Below are 18,639 nucleotides of genomic sequence, written 5' to 3' on the forward strand. Positions count from 1 at the left end.
CAGTTGAGCTTAGCTCAGCAGTCCGGCTTGCAGAGCGATTTTCCACAAACCGGTTTCGGTGGCTTGCGCCGCGATGTCGATGCCATTCAGATTCAGGCCGTACAGATTCAAGGCGGCCTGATAGCGGGCGCACAGCTTGTCGTCGCCAATCAGGATGATGTGTGGGGAGGGCGCACAGCCGGCAGCTTCCCGCGTGGATTTCAAGGCAGCGATTTCGTGGCCGATCAACAGGCCGGACAGATAGTCCGGCTGGCTGCGCGGCGACAGTTCACCCACCAAGCCCAGAGTACGGCTGCTGAAAATATTGGACAGCACGCCGGCGCGTCCCTCCTCGGTTTGCGCCACGCGCAAGCCACGTTCGAAGGCAGCATTATCGGGTTCCTCGCCACGTTCCATCGTGCGCCCGAGGATGGTGTGCTGGCTCAGCACCGCATAGACCTCACCGGTCATGAAGGTATCGAAATGTGTCATGCGCCGTGCTTGTACGCGCACCCATTTCGAATGCGTGCCGGGCAGGCCGATCAGGACTTCGGCATCGCCTTGCAGCGACTCCAGAACGCCGACGACCTGCGTTTCTTCACCGCGGATGACATTGGGCAAGCCGGTACGTTGCAGCAAGCCGGGAACGATGTGCAGCACCAGTCCGTCGGCAATGTCGATGCGCGTCAGTTGCTTGCCGACGTCGGCGACTGCCAGCGGCATATCGACATAGGCGGCTTCGCGCCAGCCTTGCGCACTGCCGACCATGCCGGCGGCAATGACCGGTGTGCCTGGCGCATCGCGCAGCCAATCGCCGCAGGCTTCATCGAATGCCTTGAGGAAGCCTGCGTTGCGGCTGCTACTGTTGTTGCCGTCGCCCACGGTTGTATCAAGCGTGGGCAAGTTCATGATGCCCCACGGCAGTCCGCGCTTGTCGAGCACGACGCCATTGTCGCCGAGGCGATAGGCGCGCAGTGACGTTGTGCCCCAGTCGAGCGCGATCAGTCGGGTTGTACTCATCGTGATACGTCTTTTAGCGAGGTACCGGCGTCAGCAACGGCTTGCCGCTGAAGTGCGCCTGCAGATTTTCGAACGCCAGATCCGCCATGGCGGTACGAGTGATCACGGTACCGCTGGCCATATGCGGCGTCAGGGTGACGTTGTCGAGCTTGGCCAGTGCTTCCGGTACATTCGGTTCGTTCTCGAACACGTCGAGACCGGCGCCGGCAATTTTGCCTTCTTGCAGAGCTTTGATCAGCGCCGTCTCATCAACCACCGAGCCGCGCGCAACGTTAATCAGAAAGCCCTTGGGACCGAGCGCTTCGAGGATTTCGGCATTGATCAGGGCACGTGTTCCTGCGCCGCCCGGCATCGACAGCACGAGGAAATCGACTTCGGACGCCAGCGTCTTCAGATCGGCGACGTAGCGGTAGCTGACGTCGCTTTGCGGCGAGCGGTTGTGATATGCAATCGTCATGTCGAAGGCTTCGGCGCGCTTGGCGATGGCTTTGCCGATGCGGCCCAGCCCGACGATGCCCAGGCGCGAGCCGGTGACCTTGGTGGTCAGCGCGTGCGGGCCTTTTTTCCATTCGCCGCTGCGGGCGAAGCGGTCGGCGTGGACGACCTGGCGCGCGGTGGAGAGCAACAGCGTCATGGCGAAATCGGCGACGTCATCCGTCAGCACGTCCGGCGTATTGGTGACTTCGATACCGCGTTCGCGCGCAGCGACGGCATCGACGCCGTCATAGCCGACGCCGAAGACGGAGATGACTTCCAGCGCCGGGAAGCGGGCGATGAAGTCGCGTGTGACCTTGGTTTCGCCTTTGGACGAAATGGCGCGAATGGAGGGCGCAATGGCGGCCAGCTGGTCTTCGCTCAGGGTGTTGATGTCATGGCAATTAAAATGCTCATGCAGGCGTTGGCTTAGGTGGGGAGGAAGGCTGGCGGCAATAAGGATGTCGGGACGTGCGGAAGTGGAGGTCATGGGATGTCTTAACGGTGAATGAAAAGACAGGCCCGCAGCAGTCAGGCCTGTCCCGGGAAAATTAACGCGGCATCAAATCTGTATCAGGCTGCCGACCAGCCACCACCCAGCTCTTGCAAGCCGCTGGTGATCGGAATGCTGTCGCCCGGCGCCAGTGGCGGGAGGGCACGCGGTTGACGGTGTTCATCGGTGGCGACGTAGGTCAGCGTGGCTTCGGTCACCTTGACGATTTCGGTTTGGAGCCGATTGCGTTCGGCGTAGACTTCGACATTGACGGTGATCGAGGTATTGCCGACTTTGACGATATCGGCGTAAAACGACAGCAAATCGCCGACGAAGACGGGGTGTTTAAACAAGAACGAGTTGACCGCAATCGTGGCGACGCGGCCGTTTGCGCGTTTGGTGGCGGGCAGGGAACCGGCGATGTCGACCTGAGCCATGATCCATCCGCCGAAGACGTCGCCATAGACGTTGGCGTCGGCCGGCATCGGCATGACGCGCAGTTGCGGCATCTTTCCTAATGGCAGCGAGGTGTTATGCTGGCTTGTCATTGCGTTTCCTTTTAAAAGCGTGAAGTCCTGGGGACTCTTATAATGCGGAAGTTCGGGAGGGTAAAGCCACATCGGCTATTACAGACTCTAATCCCCTAGTTTATAGGAGTCGCTGCCTCTGCGTCGGCTCCTCCGTAAAACAAAAGCACAAATTTTTTCGGTCAATTCTTTCATGCGTCGATATCCGCCATCTTCCGCGCCGCAAGCTGAGCGCGGTGCTTCTGTTCCCGCTCATAGCGACTGGCAAACGCTGGGCACCTTGTTGCCTTACCTCTGGACCTACAAATGGCGCGTGCTGCTGGCCCTGGGTTTTCTGGTCGGCGCCAAGCTGACCAATATCGGCGTACCGTTGTTGCTCAAGCAACTCGTCGATCGCATGACGATCGGGCCGAACAATCCTCAGGCTTTGCTGGTGTTGCCGCTGTCGCTGCTGGTGGCTTATGGTGCGTTGCGACTGGCGACCACTGTCTTTACCGAGTTGCGCGAGTTCGTGTTTGCGAAAGTGACTCAGCGCGCGGTGCGCACGATTGCCTTGCAAGTGTTTCGCCATCTGCATTCGTTGTCGCTGCGCTTTCACCTGAATCGCCAGACCGGCGGCATGACGCGCGACATCGAACGCGGTACGCGCGGCGTGTCGACGCTGGTGTCGTATGCACTGTTCAGCATCTTGCCGACGCTGATCGAGATCGCGCTGGTGATGGTGTATCTGGTGTTGCATTACGAGATCTGGTTTACCGTCATCACGGGTGGCGCACTGGTGCTTTACATCATCTTCACGATCACGGTGACGGAGTGGCGTACGCATTTCCGTCGCACGATGAACGATCTCGATTCGCGGGCGAACTCCAAAGCAATCGATTCGCTGCTCAATTACGAGACGGTGAAGTATTTCAGTAATGAAGATTTCGAAGCACGGCGTTACGACGAAGGGTTGCAACGCTACGAAACAGCCGCCATCAAATCGCAATCGTCATTGTCGCTGCTGAATTCGGGGCAATCGGCGATCATCGCCATCGCCGTGACACTGATTCTGTGGCGTGCAACGCAGGGCGTGATCAACGGTACGATGAGTCTGGGTGATCTGGTGCTGGTGAATGCCTTCATGATCCAGTTGTACATTCCGCTGAATTTCCTCGGAGTGATTTATCGCGAAATCAAGCAGAGCCTGGCCGATATGGAACGTTTGTTTTCGCTGCTGGAGCAGAACAAGGAAATTGCTGATACGCCTGACTCCAAGCCGCTCGTCACGGATGGCGCGGCAGTGCATTTCAAGAACATCGATTTCAGCTACGAGAGCAAGCGCCAGATTCTGTTCGGCGTCGATTTTGAAATCGCCGCCGGCACCACGACGGCGGTGGTCGGCCACAGCGGATCGGGAAAGTCCACGCTGTCACGTTTGCTGTACCGCTTCTATGATGTCGACGCCGGCAGCATCACCATTGATGGTCAGGATCTGCGCAAGGTCACGCAAGGATCGCTGCGCCAGGCCATCGGCATCGTGCCGCAGGACACGGTGCTGTTCAACGATACCATCGAGTACAACATCGCTTACGGCAAGCCCGGCAGCAGCAAGGAGGAAATCGTTGCCGCCGCCAAGGCAGCCTACGTGCATGACTTCATCGAGTCACTGCCGGACGGGTATGCGACCACAGTCGGCGAGCGCGGTCTGAAATTGTCCGGCGGCGAAAAGCAGCGCGTGGCGATCGCCCGCACTCTGTTGAAAAATCCTGCGGTGCTGATTTTTGACGAAGCCACATCCGCACTTGACTCCAAATCGGAGCAGGCGATTCAGGAGCAGTTGAGCGAGATCGCACAAGACCGCACTACGCTGGTCATCGCACATCGGCTGTCGACGATTGTCGATGCACATCAGATTCTGGTGCTGGAACACGGTCGTATCATTGAGCGCGGCACGCATACGCAGTTGCTGGTGTCAGGTGGTGCGTATGCGCAGATGTGGGCGAGGCAGCAAGCCAAGGATGATGACGAAGATGAAGGTGCATCTGAGTCGTCGCCATCGCTGCAACTGGCGTAAATTAAAACAAGACGAAGCATTGTCGCATTGTTGGCATGATGCTCTCCTGAGGTGGGGTAGGACGAATGGAAACCAAATGGCTGGAAGATTTTATTTCCCTGGCTGAGACGCGCAGTTTCAGTCGATCGGCCGAATTGCGGCATGTGACGCAGCCGGCTTTTTCGCGGCGTATTCAGTCTCTGGAGGCCTGGCTGGGATCCGACCTGATCGACCGTACTTCGTATCCGACGCGGCTGACCGCCGCAGGCGAGGTGTTCTACGAGCAGGCGGTGGAGATGCTTGGCCAGATCAACAATACGCGTGCCATGTTGCGCGGCAAGCGGCCGGCGCAGCAGACCACGGTCGATTTTGCGGTGCCGCACACCTTGTCGCTGACCTATTTCCCCAAATGGCTGAGTTCGCTGGAGTCGGGATTCGGCGCGCTCAATACGCGCCTGATTGCGCTCAACGTCCATGATGCGGTGATGACCATCGTTGAAGGGGGCTGCGATTTGCTGTTGTGCTATCACCACCCGCGCCAGCCGGTGCAATTGGATTCCAGCCGTTACGACATGCTGACCATGGGGCATGAAAGCGTGCGTCCCTATTCACGTTGCGATCGCAGCGGCAAGCCGGATTATGTGCTTCCCGGCAGTTCCAAGTCACCTTTGCCTTTTTTGTCCTACACGCCGAATGCCTATCTGGGACGCATGGTCGAGCTGATCATGAGCGACGCCAAAAAGCCGTTGCATCTGGAAAAGCACTACGAGACCGACATGTCCGAAAGTCTCAAGATGATGGCGCTGGAAGGTCATGGAGTGGCTTTCTTGCCGGAGTCTTCGGTAACCCGTGAAGTGCGCAACAAGCAGCTGGCGCGCGCCGATGGCGCTCACGGCGAATGGGAAGTCGAGATGGAAATCCGTCTCTATCGTGAGCGGCCGACGCCGCAGCGCAGCGGAAAAGTGGTGGTCGCGCGCTTGTGGGATTACCTTCAGGAACTGGAAGAGAACCGGAAGAGCGCGGCTGCACGGGCAAAAAAGCCTCCGAAAGGCGCATAGTACAAGGCCTGTTTGCAGGTTATGCATGGATTGCATAGTTGCATGCGCACAAAGCATTAGCGTTGGTGCATTGCATTGCCCTACGATGGCGTCGCTGTCGATGGCGTGCCCTGGAGTCTGGTCTGCACGGTTTTCCTGTGCAGAGATGTCCACACGCCTGGCGAGGCTTTCTCCTCGCCGGCGGCTGAAAAATTAAGCAATATCGCGCGACAACTCCGACTCCGGAAGGAGTAGGATGATGTAATCCTGCGTTTCGCGGTTTGATTAATTTTGCAGCAGCGTCGGCCAGCATGGCTAAAGCGTGGCAACATCAAGGAGCGATTGCATCATGTCGAACGAACCAGTCAAGCAGCACGAAGTCCCTTCCTACCTTACACCGCATGGCATCGGCCCATGGGGTGATTATCTCGAACAAATCGACCGCGTTACCCCTTACCTGGGCTCGCTGGCGCGCTGGGTGGAAACCCTGAAGCGCCCGAAGCGCATGCTGATCGTGGACGTTCCTATCGAACGCGACGACGGCACGATTGCCCACTTTGAAGGCTATCGCGTGCAGCACAACACGTCGCGTGGTCCCGGCAAGGGCGGTGTGCGTTTTCACCAGGATGTGACGTTGTCTGAAGTGATGGCGCTGTCGGCGTGGATGACGGTCAAGAACGCAGCAGTGAACGTGCCTTACGGCGGTGCCAAAGGCGGTATCCGCGTTGATCCGAAGACCTTGTCGCGCGGCGAACTGCAACGCATGACACGTCGCTACACCAGCGAAATCGGCATCATCATCGGACCGAACAAAGATATTCCAGCACCGGACGTGAATACCGATTCGCAGATCATGGCGTGGATGATGGATACCTATTCCATGAACCAGGGAAGCACTTCATCTGGCGTTGTGACCGGCAAGCCGATCTCGCTGGGTGGCAGCCTGGGACGCCACGAGGCAACAGGCCGCGGTGTGTTTGTGGTCGGTTGCGAAGCTGCTGCAAAACGTAATCTTGATATCAAAGAGGCGCGCGTCGCCGTGCAAGGTTTCGGTAACGTCGGCGGCATCGCTGCACGCTTGTTCGCAGAGGCCGGCGCCAAGGTCGTCGCGGTGCAAGATCACATCACAACAGTGGTACGCGATACTGGTCTCGATGTGCCTGCACTGCAAGCCTACGTTGCGCAACACGGCAGTGTTCAAGGTTTCCCGGGCGGTGACGAAGTCAAGGATCGCGCCCAGTTTTGGGCAACCGATTGCGACATTCTGGTGCCTGCTGCACTCGAACAGCAAATCACGGTCAACAACGCGCCGTCGATTCGCGCCAAGATCATTCTGGAAGGCGCTAACGGCCCGACCTCTCCCGCGGCCGATGACATCCTGACTGAAAAGGGTGTGTTGATCGTGCCTGACGTGATTGCCAATGCCGGCGGTGTGACCGTCAGTTACTTTGAATGGGTGCAGGATTTTTCGAGCTTCTTCTGGACTGAAGACGAAATCAATTTGCGCCTCACACGCATCATGCGTGAAGCGTTCGCGGCGGTCTGGCAACTGGCTGAGGACAAGAAGGTAACGTTGCGTACAGCCGCATTTATCGTGGCATGTACTCGTGTGTTGCAAGCGCGTGAAATGCGCGGTCTGTATCCTTGATGCAGTCGGTAGTCTGTAGCAGGCAAGTAAAAATAAGTAGTTGAAGCAAGCGTCGGCAGGGAACACAAAAAATCAATATTCCCTGCCGGCGAAAATAGAAAAAATAAATGGCGGTACGCAGGCATGCCTGCATCGGTCTGATGAAGAATGCGAAAAGCGCGCGTGCGTTTTCATCGCATTTTTTGCGCACGCCGTGACCGTTTGATTTGTGCGTAAGGAGGAGACGTCTACGCCCAACATTCGAAACATGCCGATGGCGGTGTCGTCGGTGCGAACGCCTTTGCGTTTGCTGCAAAGCGGTCTGCGCATCCATTGCGCGGAGGCTTTTGCAATGTCGATCGAAAGCGGCAAAAGCATTCCTTTTGAAAATCGCATCCCTGCGGGCAATCGGCGTCGTGGCATGCATCCTATCGGGTCTCAACTGCACGATAAGGCCGCGAATTACGCTGTTGATTGCGGGATTGCTTACTTGATTTTCTGGCATGATACTTGCTCATTAAACTTCTCCGGTCGCAAGGCTGGCATGCGAGTCTTCAATGGCAAACAGATCGATCAGGCAAGTATGGCGTTGTTGGGTTGTCATCGCATGGGGTTTCGGAATCGGTATGTCATTGCAGGTGCACGCGGAAGGAACGCTTGAGAAAATCAAGCGCACCAATACGTTTGTCATTGCCTATTTAAACGGAACGATGCCGTTTGCGTTTTTGAATGATGACAAACAGGTGACTGGGTATACGATTGATCTGTGTCGAAAAATTGCGGAAGGGATTCGAAGGGATTTTAAGTTGCCGCAGTTGCAGGTGCAGTTCATGGAAGTGGATACGGTGACGCGTTTTATCGCACTGGATCAGAATAAGGCGGATCTGGAATGCAGCACGTCGACGAACAATGCTGAGCGCCGGAAGATTGCAACTTTTACCGTGCCGCATTTTTTTGCATCGGTACGCATGCTGGTGAAGGCTGGTTCGGGAATTCGCAATTGGGAAGACCTGCGCGGCAAGACGATAGTGGTGCCGCGTAATACACCGATGGTCAAGCAGATTGATGAGCGCAGTAACATCCGCTCTCTCGGCATCAAGATCGTGGAGGTGGCGTATAACGAAGAAGCCTTCAGCAGTCTGGAGAAGGGATTGGCGGATGCCTTCGTAATGGAAGACGTGCTGTTGCGCAGGTATCTGTTATCGGTGCCACACCCTGAGCGTTACGCAGTTGTAGGTGATTCGCTTTCGCTGGAGCCCTACGGCATCATGATGCACAAGGGAGATCCGGAGTTCAAGCGGTACGTAGATTTGCAGATGGTGAAGATTATTCGGTCCGGGGATATTTTCAAGATTTATGATCGCTGGTTTACGAAACCGATCAGCGACACGATACCCGCGATGGGCATGCCGATGGGGTATCTGCTGCGCGATACGTTGCGCTACCCGACGGACAAGGTTGCTGATGACTGAATTTGGCGGAATTTCCGCACGAAATGATGGTTTTTTGAGCCGCATCCTGCAGTGCAGGAAGGTTTTTCAAAACTAAGGTAATTTAAAGGCAAAATAGCCTCTTTTCAGGAATGAAGACTATTTTTGAAGAATGGCTTTTGGTACACTACGTAAAAATTTTTCCAGGAGGTCACATGAAGTTATTAAAGCTAGCAGGGGTATTGGTTGGGGCAAGTGTATTGATGGGCTCGGTTCACGCTGAAGAGTTCACCGGTCGTCTGAAGAAGATCAAAGAAACCGGCACGCTGACACTGGGTGTGCGCGACGCATCCATCCCGTTTTCCTACCTCGATGACAAGCAATCGTATCAAGGTTACTCGATCGACCTGTGCCTGAAGGCGGCAACAGCGATCCAGAAGAAATTGGGTCTGACTTCGCTGAATGTGAAGATGGTTCCTGTGACTTCGGCAACGCGTATTCCACTGATCGCTAACGGCACAACCGACATTTCTTGCGATTCGGCTACCAACAACATGGAACGTCAGAAGCAAGTTGCTTTCGCCGTTACCGAGTTCGTTACAGCTAACCGCTTCCTGACAAAGAAGGCTGCTAACCTGAAGACTCTGGACGACCTGAAGGGCAAGACTATTGTGTCGACCTCCGGTACCTCCAACCTGAAGCAAATCACTACGCTGAACACTGAGCGCAACCTGGGTATGAACATCCTGGCCGCCAAGGACCACGCCGAAGCTTTCCTGATGGTTGAAACCGGCCGTGCAGTCGCGTTTGTGATGGACGATATTCTGTTGTCTTCGCTGGCAGCCAACTCCAAGGCGCCTGGCGACTACGTCGTTTCCAGCGAAGCGTTGTCGGTTGAGCCATACGGCCTGATCCTGCCATTGGGCGATACAGCCTTCAAGAAGGTGGTCGACGATGCAATGATCAACGTCTACAAGGGCGACGACATCAAGAAGATCTATGCCAAGTGGTTCCAATCGCCTATCCCACCGAAGGGTGTCAACCTGAACGTGCCGATGAGCCCGCAACTGCAAGCTGTTTTTGCCAAGCCTACCGATTCCGGCGAACCATCTGCTTACGCAGCTGTGCCAGAAGCACAAAAGCAATCTTCGAAGAAGAAATAAGGCAAAAACGCAGCATTTGATTGCTGTGCAGCATGAAAAACGAAACGGGGGAGTTGTCCCCCGTTTTGTTTAAGTTGGCGAAGAAAGCAAGACCTGCTCAGAACAGCCGTTTTTTACCTCATGTAAAACCGGCGCAGGCCGCCTGGGAATGTCGTGGCAATGCGGCATTCTTGATCGCAAACGAGTCGAGACGAGAAGACGAGGGCATCTATGCATTACAACTGGAACTGGGGCATATTCTGGGAGCAGTCTCCCGATGGCATCCCCTACATCGATACATTACTGATCGGCCTGAAATGGACCATCGCCACGGCCGTACTGGCCTGGATCATGGCACTGGTTCTCGGCACGATCGTCGGCACCATTCGCACGACCCAGAAACCATGGGCTGTACGCATCGCAAACGGCTACGTTGAGCTGTTCCGCAATATTCCGCTGCTGGTCCAGATGTTCCTCTGGTACTTCGTCATGCCGGAGCTGGTGCCTGCTGCTGTGGGCGACTGGCTCAAGAGCCTGCCGGAAGCGTCGTTTGTCACCGCCTTCCTGGCACTGGGTTTCTTTACCTCGTCGCGGGTTGCCGTGCAGGTGAGTACCGGTATCAACGCCTTGCCGCGCGGTCAGCGCATGGCCGGCGCCGCACTGGGGCTGACACCTGTGCAGACTTACCGTTATGTGCTGCTGCCGATGGCTTTCCGGATCATCATCCCGGCATTGACCAACGAGTTTGCTGCGATCATCAAGAACAGCTCGGTGGCGTTGACCATCGGTCTGGTGGAATTGACTGCGGCGACTTACTCGATGCGCGAATTCACGTTCCAGACCTTCGAATCGCTCACCGGCGCCACCATTATCTACATCATCATTTCCGTCATTGCGTTGCTGTTGGCGCGCATCCTGGAAAAAGTTACCGCCGTGCCAGGCTATATCACGACCGGCAGCTCCAGTACGGGAGGACATTAAACTATGTTTTCTAATTTCGACTTCGATATTATTCAGCGTTCGTGGTTCTACCTGATCACGACCGGCCTGAAGTTCACGTTGGTGCTGACCGTTACTGCAATGGTCGGCGGTATCATCCTCGGCACTTTGCTGGCGATGATGCGCTTGTCCAGCAACAAGCCGCTGTCCTTTGTTGCGACGACCTATGTCAACCTGATCCGCTCGGTGCCGCTGGTGCTGGTGATTTTCTGGTTCTACTTCCTAGTGCCGTTTATCGGCGCCTGGGTGATCGGCGCCAGCGAACCAATTCAGGTCGGCGCTTTCCAATCGGCGCTGATTACCTTCATCTTGTTTGAAGCAGCGTACTACTGCGAAATCATGCGTTCGGGTATTCAGTCAATCCCGCGCGGTCAGGTGTTTGCAGGCTACGCCATCGGTATGAACTACTGGCAGATGATGGGCAATGTGGTGCTGCCGCAGGCTTTCCGCAACGTGACCCCCATCTTGCTGACACAAACCATCGTGTTGTTCCAGGACGTGTCGCTGGTGTATGTGCTGGGTTCAGTCCCGGACTTCGTGACCAGCGCTTCCAAGATCGCTCAGCGTGACGGCCGTCTGGTGGAAATGTACCTGTTCGTCGCCGTGGTCTACTTTGTGCTCAGCTTCGTGCTGTCGCAAACTGTGAAGCGCTTCCAGCACAAGATCGCCATCATTCGCTAACCGACACATGCCGGCCAGCACATATCAGATGCGTGGCCGGCTGATACCGTATTCAGGAATTAGGAGAAATAAATGATTGAACTCAATAACGTCAGCAAGTGGTACGGCAGCTTCCAGGTTCTGACCGATTGCACCACCAGCGTTGCCAAGGGCGATGTGGTTGTGGTCTGCGGTCCTTCGGGTTCGGGCAAGTCGACGCTGATCAAGACCGTCAACGGCCTGGAGCCGTTCCAGAAGGGTACGATCACCGTTGATGGCGTATCCGTCGGCGACCCAAAAACCAATTTGTCGAAGCTGCGTGCGCGCATCGGCATGGTGTTCCAGAACTTCGAACTGTTCCCGCATCTGTCGATCCGTGAAAACCTGACCATCGGCCAGGTTAAGGTGTTGGGCCGCAGCGTTGACGAAGCGACTGAAAAGGGCCTGAAGTATCTGGATCGCGTCGGTCTGATCGCGCAAAAGGATAAATTCCCGGGTCAGCTGTCCGGCGGCCAGCAGCAACGTGTGGCGATCGCCCGCGCGCTGTCGATGGATCCGATCGCGATGCTGTTCGATGAACCGACATCGGCGCTCGACCCTGAAATGATCAATGAAGTGCTGGACGTTATGGTCGGCCTGGCACAAGAAGGCATGACCATGATGGTTGTGACCCATGAAATGGGCTTTGCGCGCAAAGTTGCCAATCGCGTCATCTTCATGGACAAGGGCCTGGTTGTGGAAGACTGCAAGAAGGAAGACTTCTTCGGTTCGCCACGCTCGGAGCGCGCTCGCGACTTCCTGGCCAAGATCATCACGCACTAAGACGTCGATGCAGCTATATCCGAAGCGTATTTTCTGCGCTTCGATCCGGCATATTCAGTCGTTCAACAAAAACCGCCCGGTGCATGCCGAGGCGGTTTTTGTTCTTTAAGGCTTGCGTTTGAAGGTGGCGTCCGAGGCAAGGATTTGAGGTGCCGCAATTCGGGGGCGACGGCCCTTGCGGTAAAATAGCGGGATGTCGTGCGCTTGGCACGAGCACTAATTCAGAGGAAGAGAAGAGCGATGAGCGACGTAGTGACCATTACCCGTCCGGACGACTGGCATTTGCATTTGCGCGACGGCGCTACCCTGGCAAGCGTATTGCCGCATACCGCTCATCAATTCGCGCGTGCGATCATCATGCCGAACCTGAAGCCGCCGGTCACCACGACCGAGCAGGCGAGCGCCTACCGCGACCGTATTCTGGCTGCGCTGCCTGCCGGCGTGAAGTTCGAACCGCTGATGGTGCTCTATCTCACCGACAACACGCCACCGGAAGAAATCCGCAAGGCCAAGGCGAGCGGTTTCGTGAAAGCGGTCAAGCTGTATCCGGCCGGTGCGACTACCAATTCCGATGCAGGCGTGACTGACCTGCGCAACTGCTACAAAACACTGGAGGTCTTGCAGGAAGTCGGCATGCCTTTCCTGGTTCACGGCGAAGTGACCGATCCGGCGATCGACATTTTCGATCGCGAGGCTGTTTTCATCGATCGCGTCATGACACCGCTGCGCAAGGATATGCCGGAGCTGAAGGTTGTCTTCGAACATATCACGACCAAGGATGCCGCCGACTACGTCTTTGCTTCTGAAGGGCCTACGGCGGCGACAATTACCGCACATCACTTGCTCTACAACCGCAATGAAATCTTCAAAGGCGGTATTCGTCCCCACTATTACTGTCTGCCAGTGCTTAAGCGCGAGACGCATCGTCAGGCTCTGGTTGCGGCGGCGATTTCGGGCAGCGACAAGTTCTTCCTCGGTACGGATTCCGCGCCGCACGCCAAAGGTTTGAAAGAGCACGCCTGCGGTTGTGCCGGTTGCTACACCGCTTTGCACGCGTTGGAGCTGTACGCGCAAGCCTTCGATCAGGCCGGCGCGTTGGACAAGCTTGAAGCGTTTGCCAGCTTTAACGGCCCAGCCTTCTACAATCTGCCGCGCAACGAAGGAAAAGTTACCTTGCGCCGCGAGAACTGGACCATTCCGGCGGAGCTGCCGATGGGCGATGCGACGGTTGTGCCGTTGAATGGCGGCGAGACAATCAACTGGAAAATGGACTGAACGGCGCCGCTGTTCTTGTCTGCGCAGGATTAATTTTTACTGGGATCTGTATCCATGCAATTCGTCGACCAACTGATTACTGATCTGGACAAGGCCTTGCGCGTGGTCAGCGGCGTGGTGGCTTCATCACGTCCGAATCCTGCAGCGCAGATTGGCGATTCGGCCATGAGCGATGCAGAAAAACTGCACAGTGCGGGCCTGATGCGGGTCAATCATGTCGGCGAAGTGTGCGCTCAGGCTCTGTACGATGCGCAAGGCCGCTTCGCTCAGGCGCAGGCACTGAAGCAGCAGTTTGCGCATGCGGGCATCGAAGAAGAGGATCATCTGGCGTGGACCGCTGAGCGTCTGCGCGAATTGGGTTCGCATACCAGCCTTCTTAATCCTTTATGGTATGCAGGTTCGTATGTGCTGGGTACGATCGCTGCACGTGTCGGCGATGCACGCAATCTTGGTTTCGTTGCCGAGACCGAGCGGCAGGTCGAGTTGCATCTCATCAGCCATCTGGAAAAGCTACCGCCGCAAGACGCCAAATCGCGCGCCATCGTCGATCAGATGCGCAAGGACGAGGTGGAGCATGGCGAGGCAGCCAAGGCTTTGGGCGCGGCTGAGATGCCTGCGCCAATTCGCGGTGTCATGAAAATGATGTCCAAGGTCATGACAACGGTGGCTTACCGCATATAACAAAACAGGGCGTGAAGCCCTGTTTTGTTTTTGAGTCTGTCATTTCGCTCATTGCTGCAATTGCATGGATTGCACGATTGCAGCAGAAGGCGAGGGCGCCGGCAATTATTGCTGTGCCTGAACCTGTACTTCATCGCTCAGATCATCCACGATCTCAAACGAGTGTGTCATTTCTGCAGTTTTTTCCAGCATGATCGAGGCCGAGCAATATTTGTCGTGTGACAACTTGATGGCGCGTTCGACAACATTCGGCTTCAGATTGCGGCCGCGCACCGTGAAATGGAAGTGGATCTTGGTAAAGACTTTGGGATCCTGTTCCGCCCGTTCCGACTTCAGCGTCACTTCGCAGCCGCGAATATCCTGGCCGCTTTTGCGCAAAATCACCACCACGTCATAAGCTGTGCAGCCGCCGGTGCCGAGCAGCACTACTTCCATCGGGCGCGGCGCCAGGTTGCGACCGCCGCCGTCCGGGGCGCCATCCATCGCCACCACGTGGCCTGAGCCGGTTTCAGCCAAGAAGGTCATGCCGGAAAGGCCGGTCCAGCGTACTGTGCATTCCATGTGCGTTCTCGCAGGGTAAATTAGAGGGAGGCGGCTATTGTAGCTTTTTCGGGAAATGTGGTTTGCATCTCGTGGACGCGAGGCACGGTGAAATAGGCAAAAAAATGCATATTGCAGAGCAGCAAAATATCCGATTTTCTTTAATTTTTAAATACTCTATATAGGGGAAATTAAATCTTGCGCTGCACAATTTCGTTTGCTATATTGAATTCACTGATTGACGTTTTCGACGCAATCAAACCTTGTCTCCTCCACCCTCCTCCTTTGGTGTGGATTTAAACCCGAAACCCTCGTTTCGGGTTTTTTTTTGTCTGCAGCGGATTGCTCACGCGTATCAACCCTCATAGGCAAATGTGCCGAAAAGCCCACGGCGCGCGGCTAAGCCAATAAAGGGTTTGACGCTAAGTCATTGAAAAGGCTATAATTCTCGGCTTTCCGTGCGCTCTGGAAAGACAACAAGGAAGAGTCTGCGTTGGTATGACGAATACGAAGCATCGCGAAGCATAGGATCAGCATCGTTTCGGTAGTCGCAGAACCGCCAAATTGAGCGTTTATTTATTTACATTAGGAAGTCATCATGAAAACCTTTTCCGCTAAAGCCCACGAGGTAAAGCGCGAGTGGTTGGTGATTGACGCGACGGACAAAGTCCTCGGACGTGTTGCCAGCGAAGTGGCACTCCGACTGCGCGGCAAGCACAAGCCAGAATTTACTCCGCACGTTGACACCGGCGATTTCATCGTTGTGATCAATGCAGGCAAACTGCGTGTCACTGGCACCAAAGCAACTGAAAAGACGTACTACCGTCACAGCGGCTACCCAGGCGGCATCTACGAAACCAATTTCCTGAAAATGCAACAGCGTTTTCCAGGTCGCGCGCTGGAAAAAGCGGTCAAGGGCATGCTGCCTAAGGGCCCGCTCGGCTACGCGATGATCAAGAAGCTGAAGGTTTATGCAGATGGCAACCATCCGCACGCTGCTCAGCAACCTAAAGCACTCGAACTCTAAGGAATAGACATGATCGGTAACTACAATTACGGAACCGGCCGTCGCAAGAGTGCAGTGGCTCGTGTTTTCATCAAGTCCGGCTCGGGCAAGATCGTCGTCAACGGCAAGCCAGCGAATGAATACTTTTCGCGCGAAACCGGTCTGATGGTGATTCGTCAACCTCTGGAACTGACCAGCAATGTCGAGCGTTTTGACATCATGGTCAACGTCCACGGCGGCGGTGAATCCGGCCAGGCTGGTGCTGTTCGTCACGGCATCACCCGCGCTCTGATCGACTACGATGCAACACTGAAGCCAGAACTGTCCAAGGCAGGCTTCGTTACACGTGATGCTCGTGAAGTTGAACGTAAGAAGGTTGGTCTGCGCAAAGCTCGTCGCGCAAAGCAATTCTCGAAGCGTTAATCACGACGCGTGCTTTTTCAGCACACCGAAAAGCCGCCAGCGACAAGCTTGGCGGCTTTTTGCATTTTACGAGCTGGTTTTATGCATATTGATGAGCGCGATCTGGTGTCGCGGTTCATTTCCGGTGGTTTGGCTGCTCGGAACTCATTTCAGTATCAAAGTCATTTTTCGGCCTTATTCGCGCTTTGAATCGGGGTCGTTTCGGGTAATCTGACAGAAATATTCTCCTGTTAAAATAAAAAGCTCTCGGGCACGCTCTTTCAGCAAGGAAAAACATGATCAAGGTAGGTATCGTCGGCGGCACAGGATACACAGGCGTCGAGTTGCTGCGTATATTCGCCATGCACCCGCAAGTGCAACTGCAGGCAGTGACATCGCGTAAAGAAGATGGCATGCCGATTGCCGAAATGTACCCGTCGCTGCGTGGTCGCGTCGATATTGCTTTTTCCTCGCCTGACAATGCCAAACTGACCGAGTGCGACGTCGTTTTCTTTGCTACGCCCCACGGTGTTGCGATGGCACAGGCACCGGAGCTGCTGGCAGCTGGCGTCAAGGTCATCGATCTGGCGGCGGATTTCCGTCTGCAGGACATCGCTGCGTTCGAGAAGTGGTACAAGATGCCGCACAGCTGCCCTGAGTTGCTGAAAGAAGCCGCTTACGGCTTGCCTGAGCTCAATCGCGAAAACATCAAGAAAGCACGTCTCATCGGCAATCCCGGTTGTTATCCGACCACCATGCAACTCGGTTACGCACCGCTGCTGAAGGCCGGCGTGATCGATGCGTCGCATCTCATCGCCGACTGCAAATCGGGGGTCTCCGGCGCCGGTCGCAAGGCTGAAATCGCTACCTTGTTTTCGGAAGCATCGGATAACTTCAAAGCCTACGGTGTGTCGGGTCATCGCCATTCGCCGGAAACCCTGGAGCAGTTGGGCAAGTTGACCGACGACAAAGTCGGCCTGCTGTTCACGCCGCATCTGGTGCCGATGATTCGCGGCATGCATTCCACGCTGTATGCACGCCTGACTAAAGATATCGACAATGCCGCATTGCAGGCCTTGTTTGAAGACGCATACAAGGACGAGCCGTTCGTGGACGTCATGCCGTTCGGTTCGCATCCGGAAACACGCACCACGCGTGCTTCCAACATGCTGCGCATCGCCTTGCATCGTCCGGACAATGGCGACACCGTGGTTGTACTGGTGGTGCAGGACAATCTGGTCAAGGGCGCATCCGGCCAGGCGGTGCAATGTATGAACCTGATGTTCGGACTGGAAGAAACCACCGGTCTGATGCATGTCCCGGTTCTACCGTGAAATATAAATTATGGGTTCGGCGCATGTCGATTTCTGCGCCGAAGATGACCATCAAGCGCCACATGCCGTGGCCGCTGCGCGCGCTGATCCTGGTGGTCGTGATCGCGGTTGGCGGGGCGATGGCGATGTGGGCTTACGATCTGGGGCGCAATAACTTCTCGGGGTTGAACCCGGATGGTATGCGCGACCACGTGGAAGCGTTGTCTGAGCAGGTGAAGAAGCTCAACGCCGAGCGCGATCAGTTCTCGACGACGGCTAATGCGGCAGAAAGCCAGCTCAATATCGAGCGTTCAGCGCAGGCGCAGCTGGCCGGGCAAATCAAGACACTGGAAGCGGAAAATGCTAAGCTGAAAGAAGATCTCTCTTTCTTCCAAAGCTTGCTCCCGACCAATGTCGGCGCGGACGGCGTCACCATCCAGCGTTTGAAAGCCGAGATTGTTGCACCGAACCAGGTGCGCTATCAGTTACTCGCCATTCAGGGCGAAAAAGGGCGGCAGTTCGTCGGTAATTTGCAGTTCAGCGTAACAGTGTTGCAGGGCGGCAAAAGTGTTATTATCAATTTCCCCGAGCAAAACGCCACGGATCTCGCGCGCTACAAGCTCGCATTCAAGTACTACCAACGGGTCGACGGAGTCTTAACGCTTCCCGAAGGTGCAACCATCAAAGCGATTCAAGCTCGCGTTCTCGAAAGAGGCCAGATGCGAGCTCAACAATCCGTGAATTTGTGAGGTGAATCATGTTGGGACGTAAATCCAAAAGCACCATCGACAGCCTTATCGGCATTTCCACCAGTATCCACGGTGACGTCCATTTCAAGGGCGGCCTGCGTATTGACGGCCACATCAAGGGCAACATCAACGCCGAAGCTGGTCAGCCAAGCGTGCTGGTCATTTCCGAGCATGCCAAGATCGTTGGCGAGATCCGCGCCGTGCATCTGATTGTCAACGGTGAAATCATCGGTGACGTGCATTCGGTCGAGCTCCTTGAATTACAGCCAAAAGCCCGCATAACTGGAGATGTCTATTACAAGGCTCTGGAAATGCATGGCGGCGCGTTGGTATCCGGCAAGCTCAGCCACGGGCAGACCGAAGAGGTGCCTGTACTTAAGCTGGCGGCTTCGGCCGGCGGCGATGCATGATTCTTCCATTGGCCTTAT

The 18,639-nt window shown here is 55.7% G+C and carries 20 protein-coding genes; 16 read left to right on the forward strand and 4 right to left on the reverse strand.

Going from position 1 to position 18,639, the window contains the following annotated elements; genetic code table 11:
* Window positions 1-9: 9 nt before the first annotated feature.
* The 3 genes from hmeg3_RS04640 to hmeg3_RS04650 form a co-directional block, all read right to left on the reverse strand.
* The gene (locus hmeg3_RS04640) at window positions 10-999 is read right to left on the reverse strand and encodes a 2-dehydro-3-deoxygalactonokinase (protein WP_094562691.1); all 990 of its coding nucleotides are present in this window, start codon (window positions 997-999) and stop codon (window positions 10-12) included.
* Window positions 1,000-1,012: 13 nt separating this feature from the next.
* Window positions 1,013-1,963, reverse strand: a complete 951-nt coding sequence (locus tag hmeg3_RS04645; protein WP_094562693.1) for a 2-hydroxyacid dehydrogenase — start codon at window positions 1,961-1,963, stop codon at window positions 1,013-1,015.
* A gap of 83 nt (window positions 1,964-2,046) precedes the next feature.
* On the reverse strand, window positions 2,047-2,514 hold the full coding sequence (locus hmeg3_RS04650) for an acyl-CoA thioesterase (protein ID WP_094562695.1): 468 nt from the start codon (window positions 2,512-2,514) through the stop codon (window positions 2,047-2,049).
* Window positions 2,515-2,686: 172 nt separating this feature from the next.
* On the opposite strand from hmeg3_RS04650, the gene hmeg3_RS04655 reads away from it, so the two are divergent.
* The 11 genes from hmeg3_RS04655 to coq7 all read left to right on the forward strand — a co-directional run bounded on the left by hmeg3_RS04655 (window position 2,687) and on the right by coq7 (window position 14,201).
* The gene (locus hmeg3_RS04655) at window positions 2,687-4,549 is read left to right on the forward strand and encodes an ABC transporter ATP-binding protein/permease (RefSeq protein ID WP_094562697.1); all 1,863 of its coding nucleotides are present in this window, start codon (window positions 2,687-2,689) and stop codon (window positions 4,547-4,549) included.
* 65 nt (window positions 4,550-4,614) lie between these two features.
* The gene (locus hmeg3_RS04660) at window positions 4,615-5,586 is read left to right on the forward strand and encodes a LysR family transcriptional regulator (protein WP_094562698.1); all 972 of its coding nucleotides are present in this window, start codon (window positions 4,615-4,617) and stop codon (window positions 5,584-5,586) included.
* Between the two features lie 328 nt (window positions 5,587-5,914).
* Window positions 5,915-7,213, forward strand: coding sequence for a Glu/Leu/Phe/Val dehydrogenase (locus hmeg3_RS04665; RefSeq protein WP_094562700.1), 1,299 nt, complete (start codon window positions 5,915-5,917; stop codon window positions 7,211-7,213).
* A gap of 331 nt (window positions 7,214-7,544) precedes the next feature.
* On the forward strand, window positions 7,545-7,853 hold the full coding sequence (locus hmeg3_RS24900; RefSeq protein WP_198361918.1) for a hypothetical protein: 309 nt from the start codon (window positions 7,545-7,547) through the stop codon (window positions 7,851-7,853).
* Window positions 7,819-8,664: an amino acid ABC transporter substrate-binding protein gene (locus tag hmeg3_RS04670; protein ID WP_232511871.1), complete on the forward strand. Its 846-nt coding sequence runs from the start codon at window positions 7,819-7,821 to the stop codon at window positions 8,662-8,664. Before hmeg3_RS24900 ends, hmeg3_RS04670 begins: the two co-directional genes overlap by 35 nt.
* A gap of 173 nt (window positions 8,665-8,837) precedes the next feature.
* On the forward strand, window positions 8,838-9,785 hold the full coding sequence (locus tag hmeg3_RS04675; RefSeq protein ID WP_094562703.1) for an amino acid ABC transporter substrate-binding protein: 948 nt from the start codon (window positions 8,838-8,840) through the stop codon (window positions 9,783-9,785).
* 210 nt (window positions 9,786-9,995) lie between these two features.
* The gene (locus tag hmeg3_RS04680) at window positions 9,996-10,745 is read left to right on the forward strand and encodes an amino acid ABC transporter permease (RefSeq protein WP_094562705.1); all 750 of its coding nucleotides are present in this window, start codon (window positions 9,996-9,998) and stop codon (window positions 10,743-10,745) included.
* Window positions 10,746-10,748: 3 nt separating this feature from the next.
* Entirely contained in the window at window positions 10,749-11,444 is a 696-nt protein-coding gene (locus tag hmeg3_RS04685; RefSeq protein WP_094562707.1) for an amino acid ABC transporter permease, read from the forward strand.
* 72 nt (window positions 11,445-11,516) lie between these two features.
* Window positions 11,517-12,245, forward strand: coding sequence for an amino acid ABC transporter ATP-binding protein (locus hmeg3_RS04690; RefSeq protein WP_007877944.1), 729 nt, complete (start codon window positions 11,517-11,519; stop codon window positions 12,243-12,245).
* Window positions 12,246-12,485: 240 nt separating this feature from the next.
* Window positions 12,486-13,520 (forward strand): dihydroorotase, encoded by a 1,035-nt coding sequence (gene pyrC, locus hmeg3_RS04695; protein WP_094562708.1) that lies wholly within the window; start codon window positions 12,486-12,488, stop codon window positions 13,518-13,520.
* Between the two features lie 54 nt (window positions 13,521-13,574).
* The gene (gene coq7, locus hmeg3_RS04700; protein WP_094562710.1) at window positions 13,575-14,201 is read left to right on the forward strand and encodes a 2-polyprenyl-3-methyl-6-methoxy-1,4-benzoquinone monooxygenase; all 627 of its coding nucleotides are present in this window, start codon (window positions 13,575-13,577) and stop codon (window positions 14,199-14,201) included.
* A gap of 105 nt (window positions 14,202-14,306) precedes the next feature.
* Here the strand turns inward: coq7 and hmeg3_RS04705 are convergent, their stop codons facing one another.
* Window positions 14,307-14,762 carry an OsmC family protein gene (locus tag hmeg3_RS04705; RefSeq protein ID WP_094562712.1) on the reverse strand — a complete coding sequence of 152 codons (456 nt, stop codon included), beginning with the start codon at window positions 14,760-14,762 and terminating at the stop codon, window positions 14,307-14,309.
* A 577-nt stretch (window positions 14,763-15,339) separates the two neighbouring features.
* Here hmeg3_RS04705 and rplM point away from each other — a divergent pair.
* The 5 genes from rplM (at window position 15,340) to hmeg3_RS04730 (ending at window position 18,621) form a co-directional block, all read left to right on the forward strand.
* The gene (rplM, locus tag hmeg3_RS04710; protein WP_016832801.1) at window positions 15,340-15,768 is read left to right on the forward strand and encodes a 50S ribosomal protein L13; all 429 of its coding nucleotides are present in this window, start codon (window positions 15,340-15,342) and stop codon (window positions 15,766-15,768) included.
* Window positions 15,769-15,777: 9 nt separating this feature from the next.
* A complete protein-coding gene (rpsI, locus tag hmeg3_RS04715; RefSeq protein WP_016832800.1) occupies window positions 15,778-16,170 on the forward strand; it encodes a 30S ribosomal protein S9 in 393 nt (130 codons plus the stop codon).
* 275 nt (window positions 16,171-16,445) lie between these two features.
* Window positions 16,446-17,483 carry an N-acetyl-gamma-glutamyl-phosphate reductase gene (gene argC, locus hmeg3_RS04720; protein ID WP_094562713.1) on the forward strand — a complete coding sequence of 346 codons (1,038 nt, stop codon included), beginning with the start codon at window positions 16,446-16,448 and terminating at the stop codon, window positions 17,481-17,483.
* Window positions 17,484-17,506: 23 nt separating this feature from the next.
* On the forward strand, window positions 17,507-18,211 hold the full coding sequence (locus hmeg3_RS04725) for a DUF6776 family protein (protein ID WP_094562715.1): 705 nt from the start codon (window positions 17,507-17,509) through the stop codon (window positions 18,209-18,211).
* 8 nt (window positions 18,212-18,219) lie between these two features.
* Window positions 18,220-18,621 (forward strand): polymer-forming cytoskeletal protein, encoded by a 402-nt coding sequence (locus hmeg3_RS04730; protein WP_094562717.1) that lies wholly within the window; start codon window positions 18,220-18,222, stop codon window positions 18,619-18,621.
* Window positions 18,622-18,639: the final 18 nt, after the last annotated feature.

It is taken from the genome of Herbaspirillum sp. meg3, assembly GCF_002257565.1.
In the GTDB taxonomy this organism is placed as follows: Bacteria; Pseudomonadota; Gammaproteobacteria; order Burkholderiales; family Burkholderiaceae_D; genus Herbaspirillum.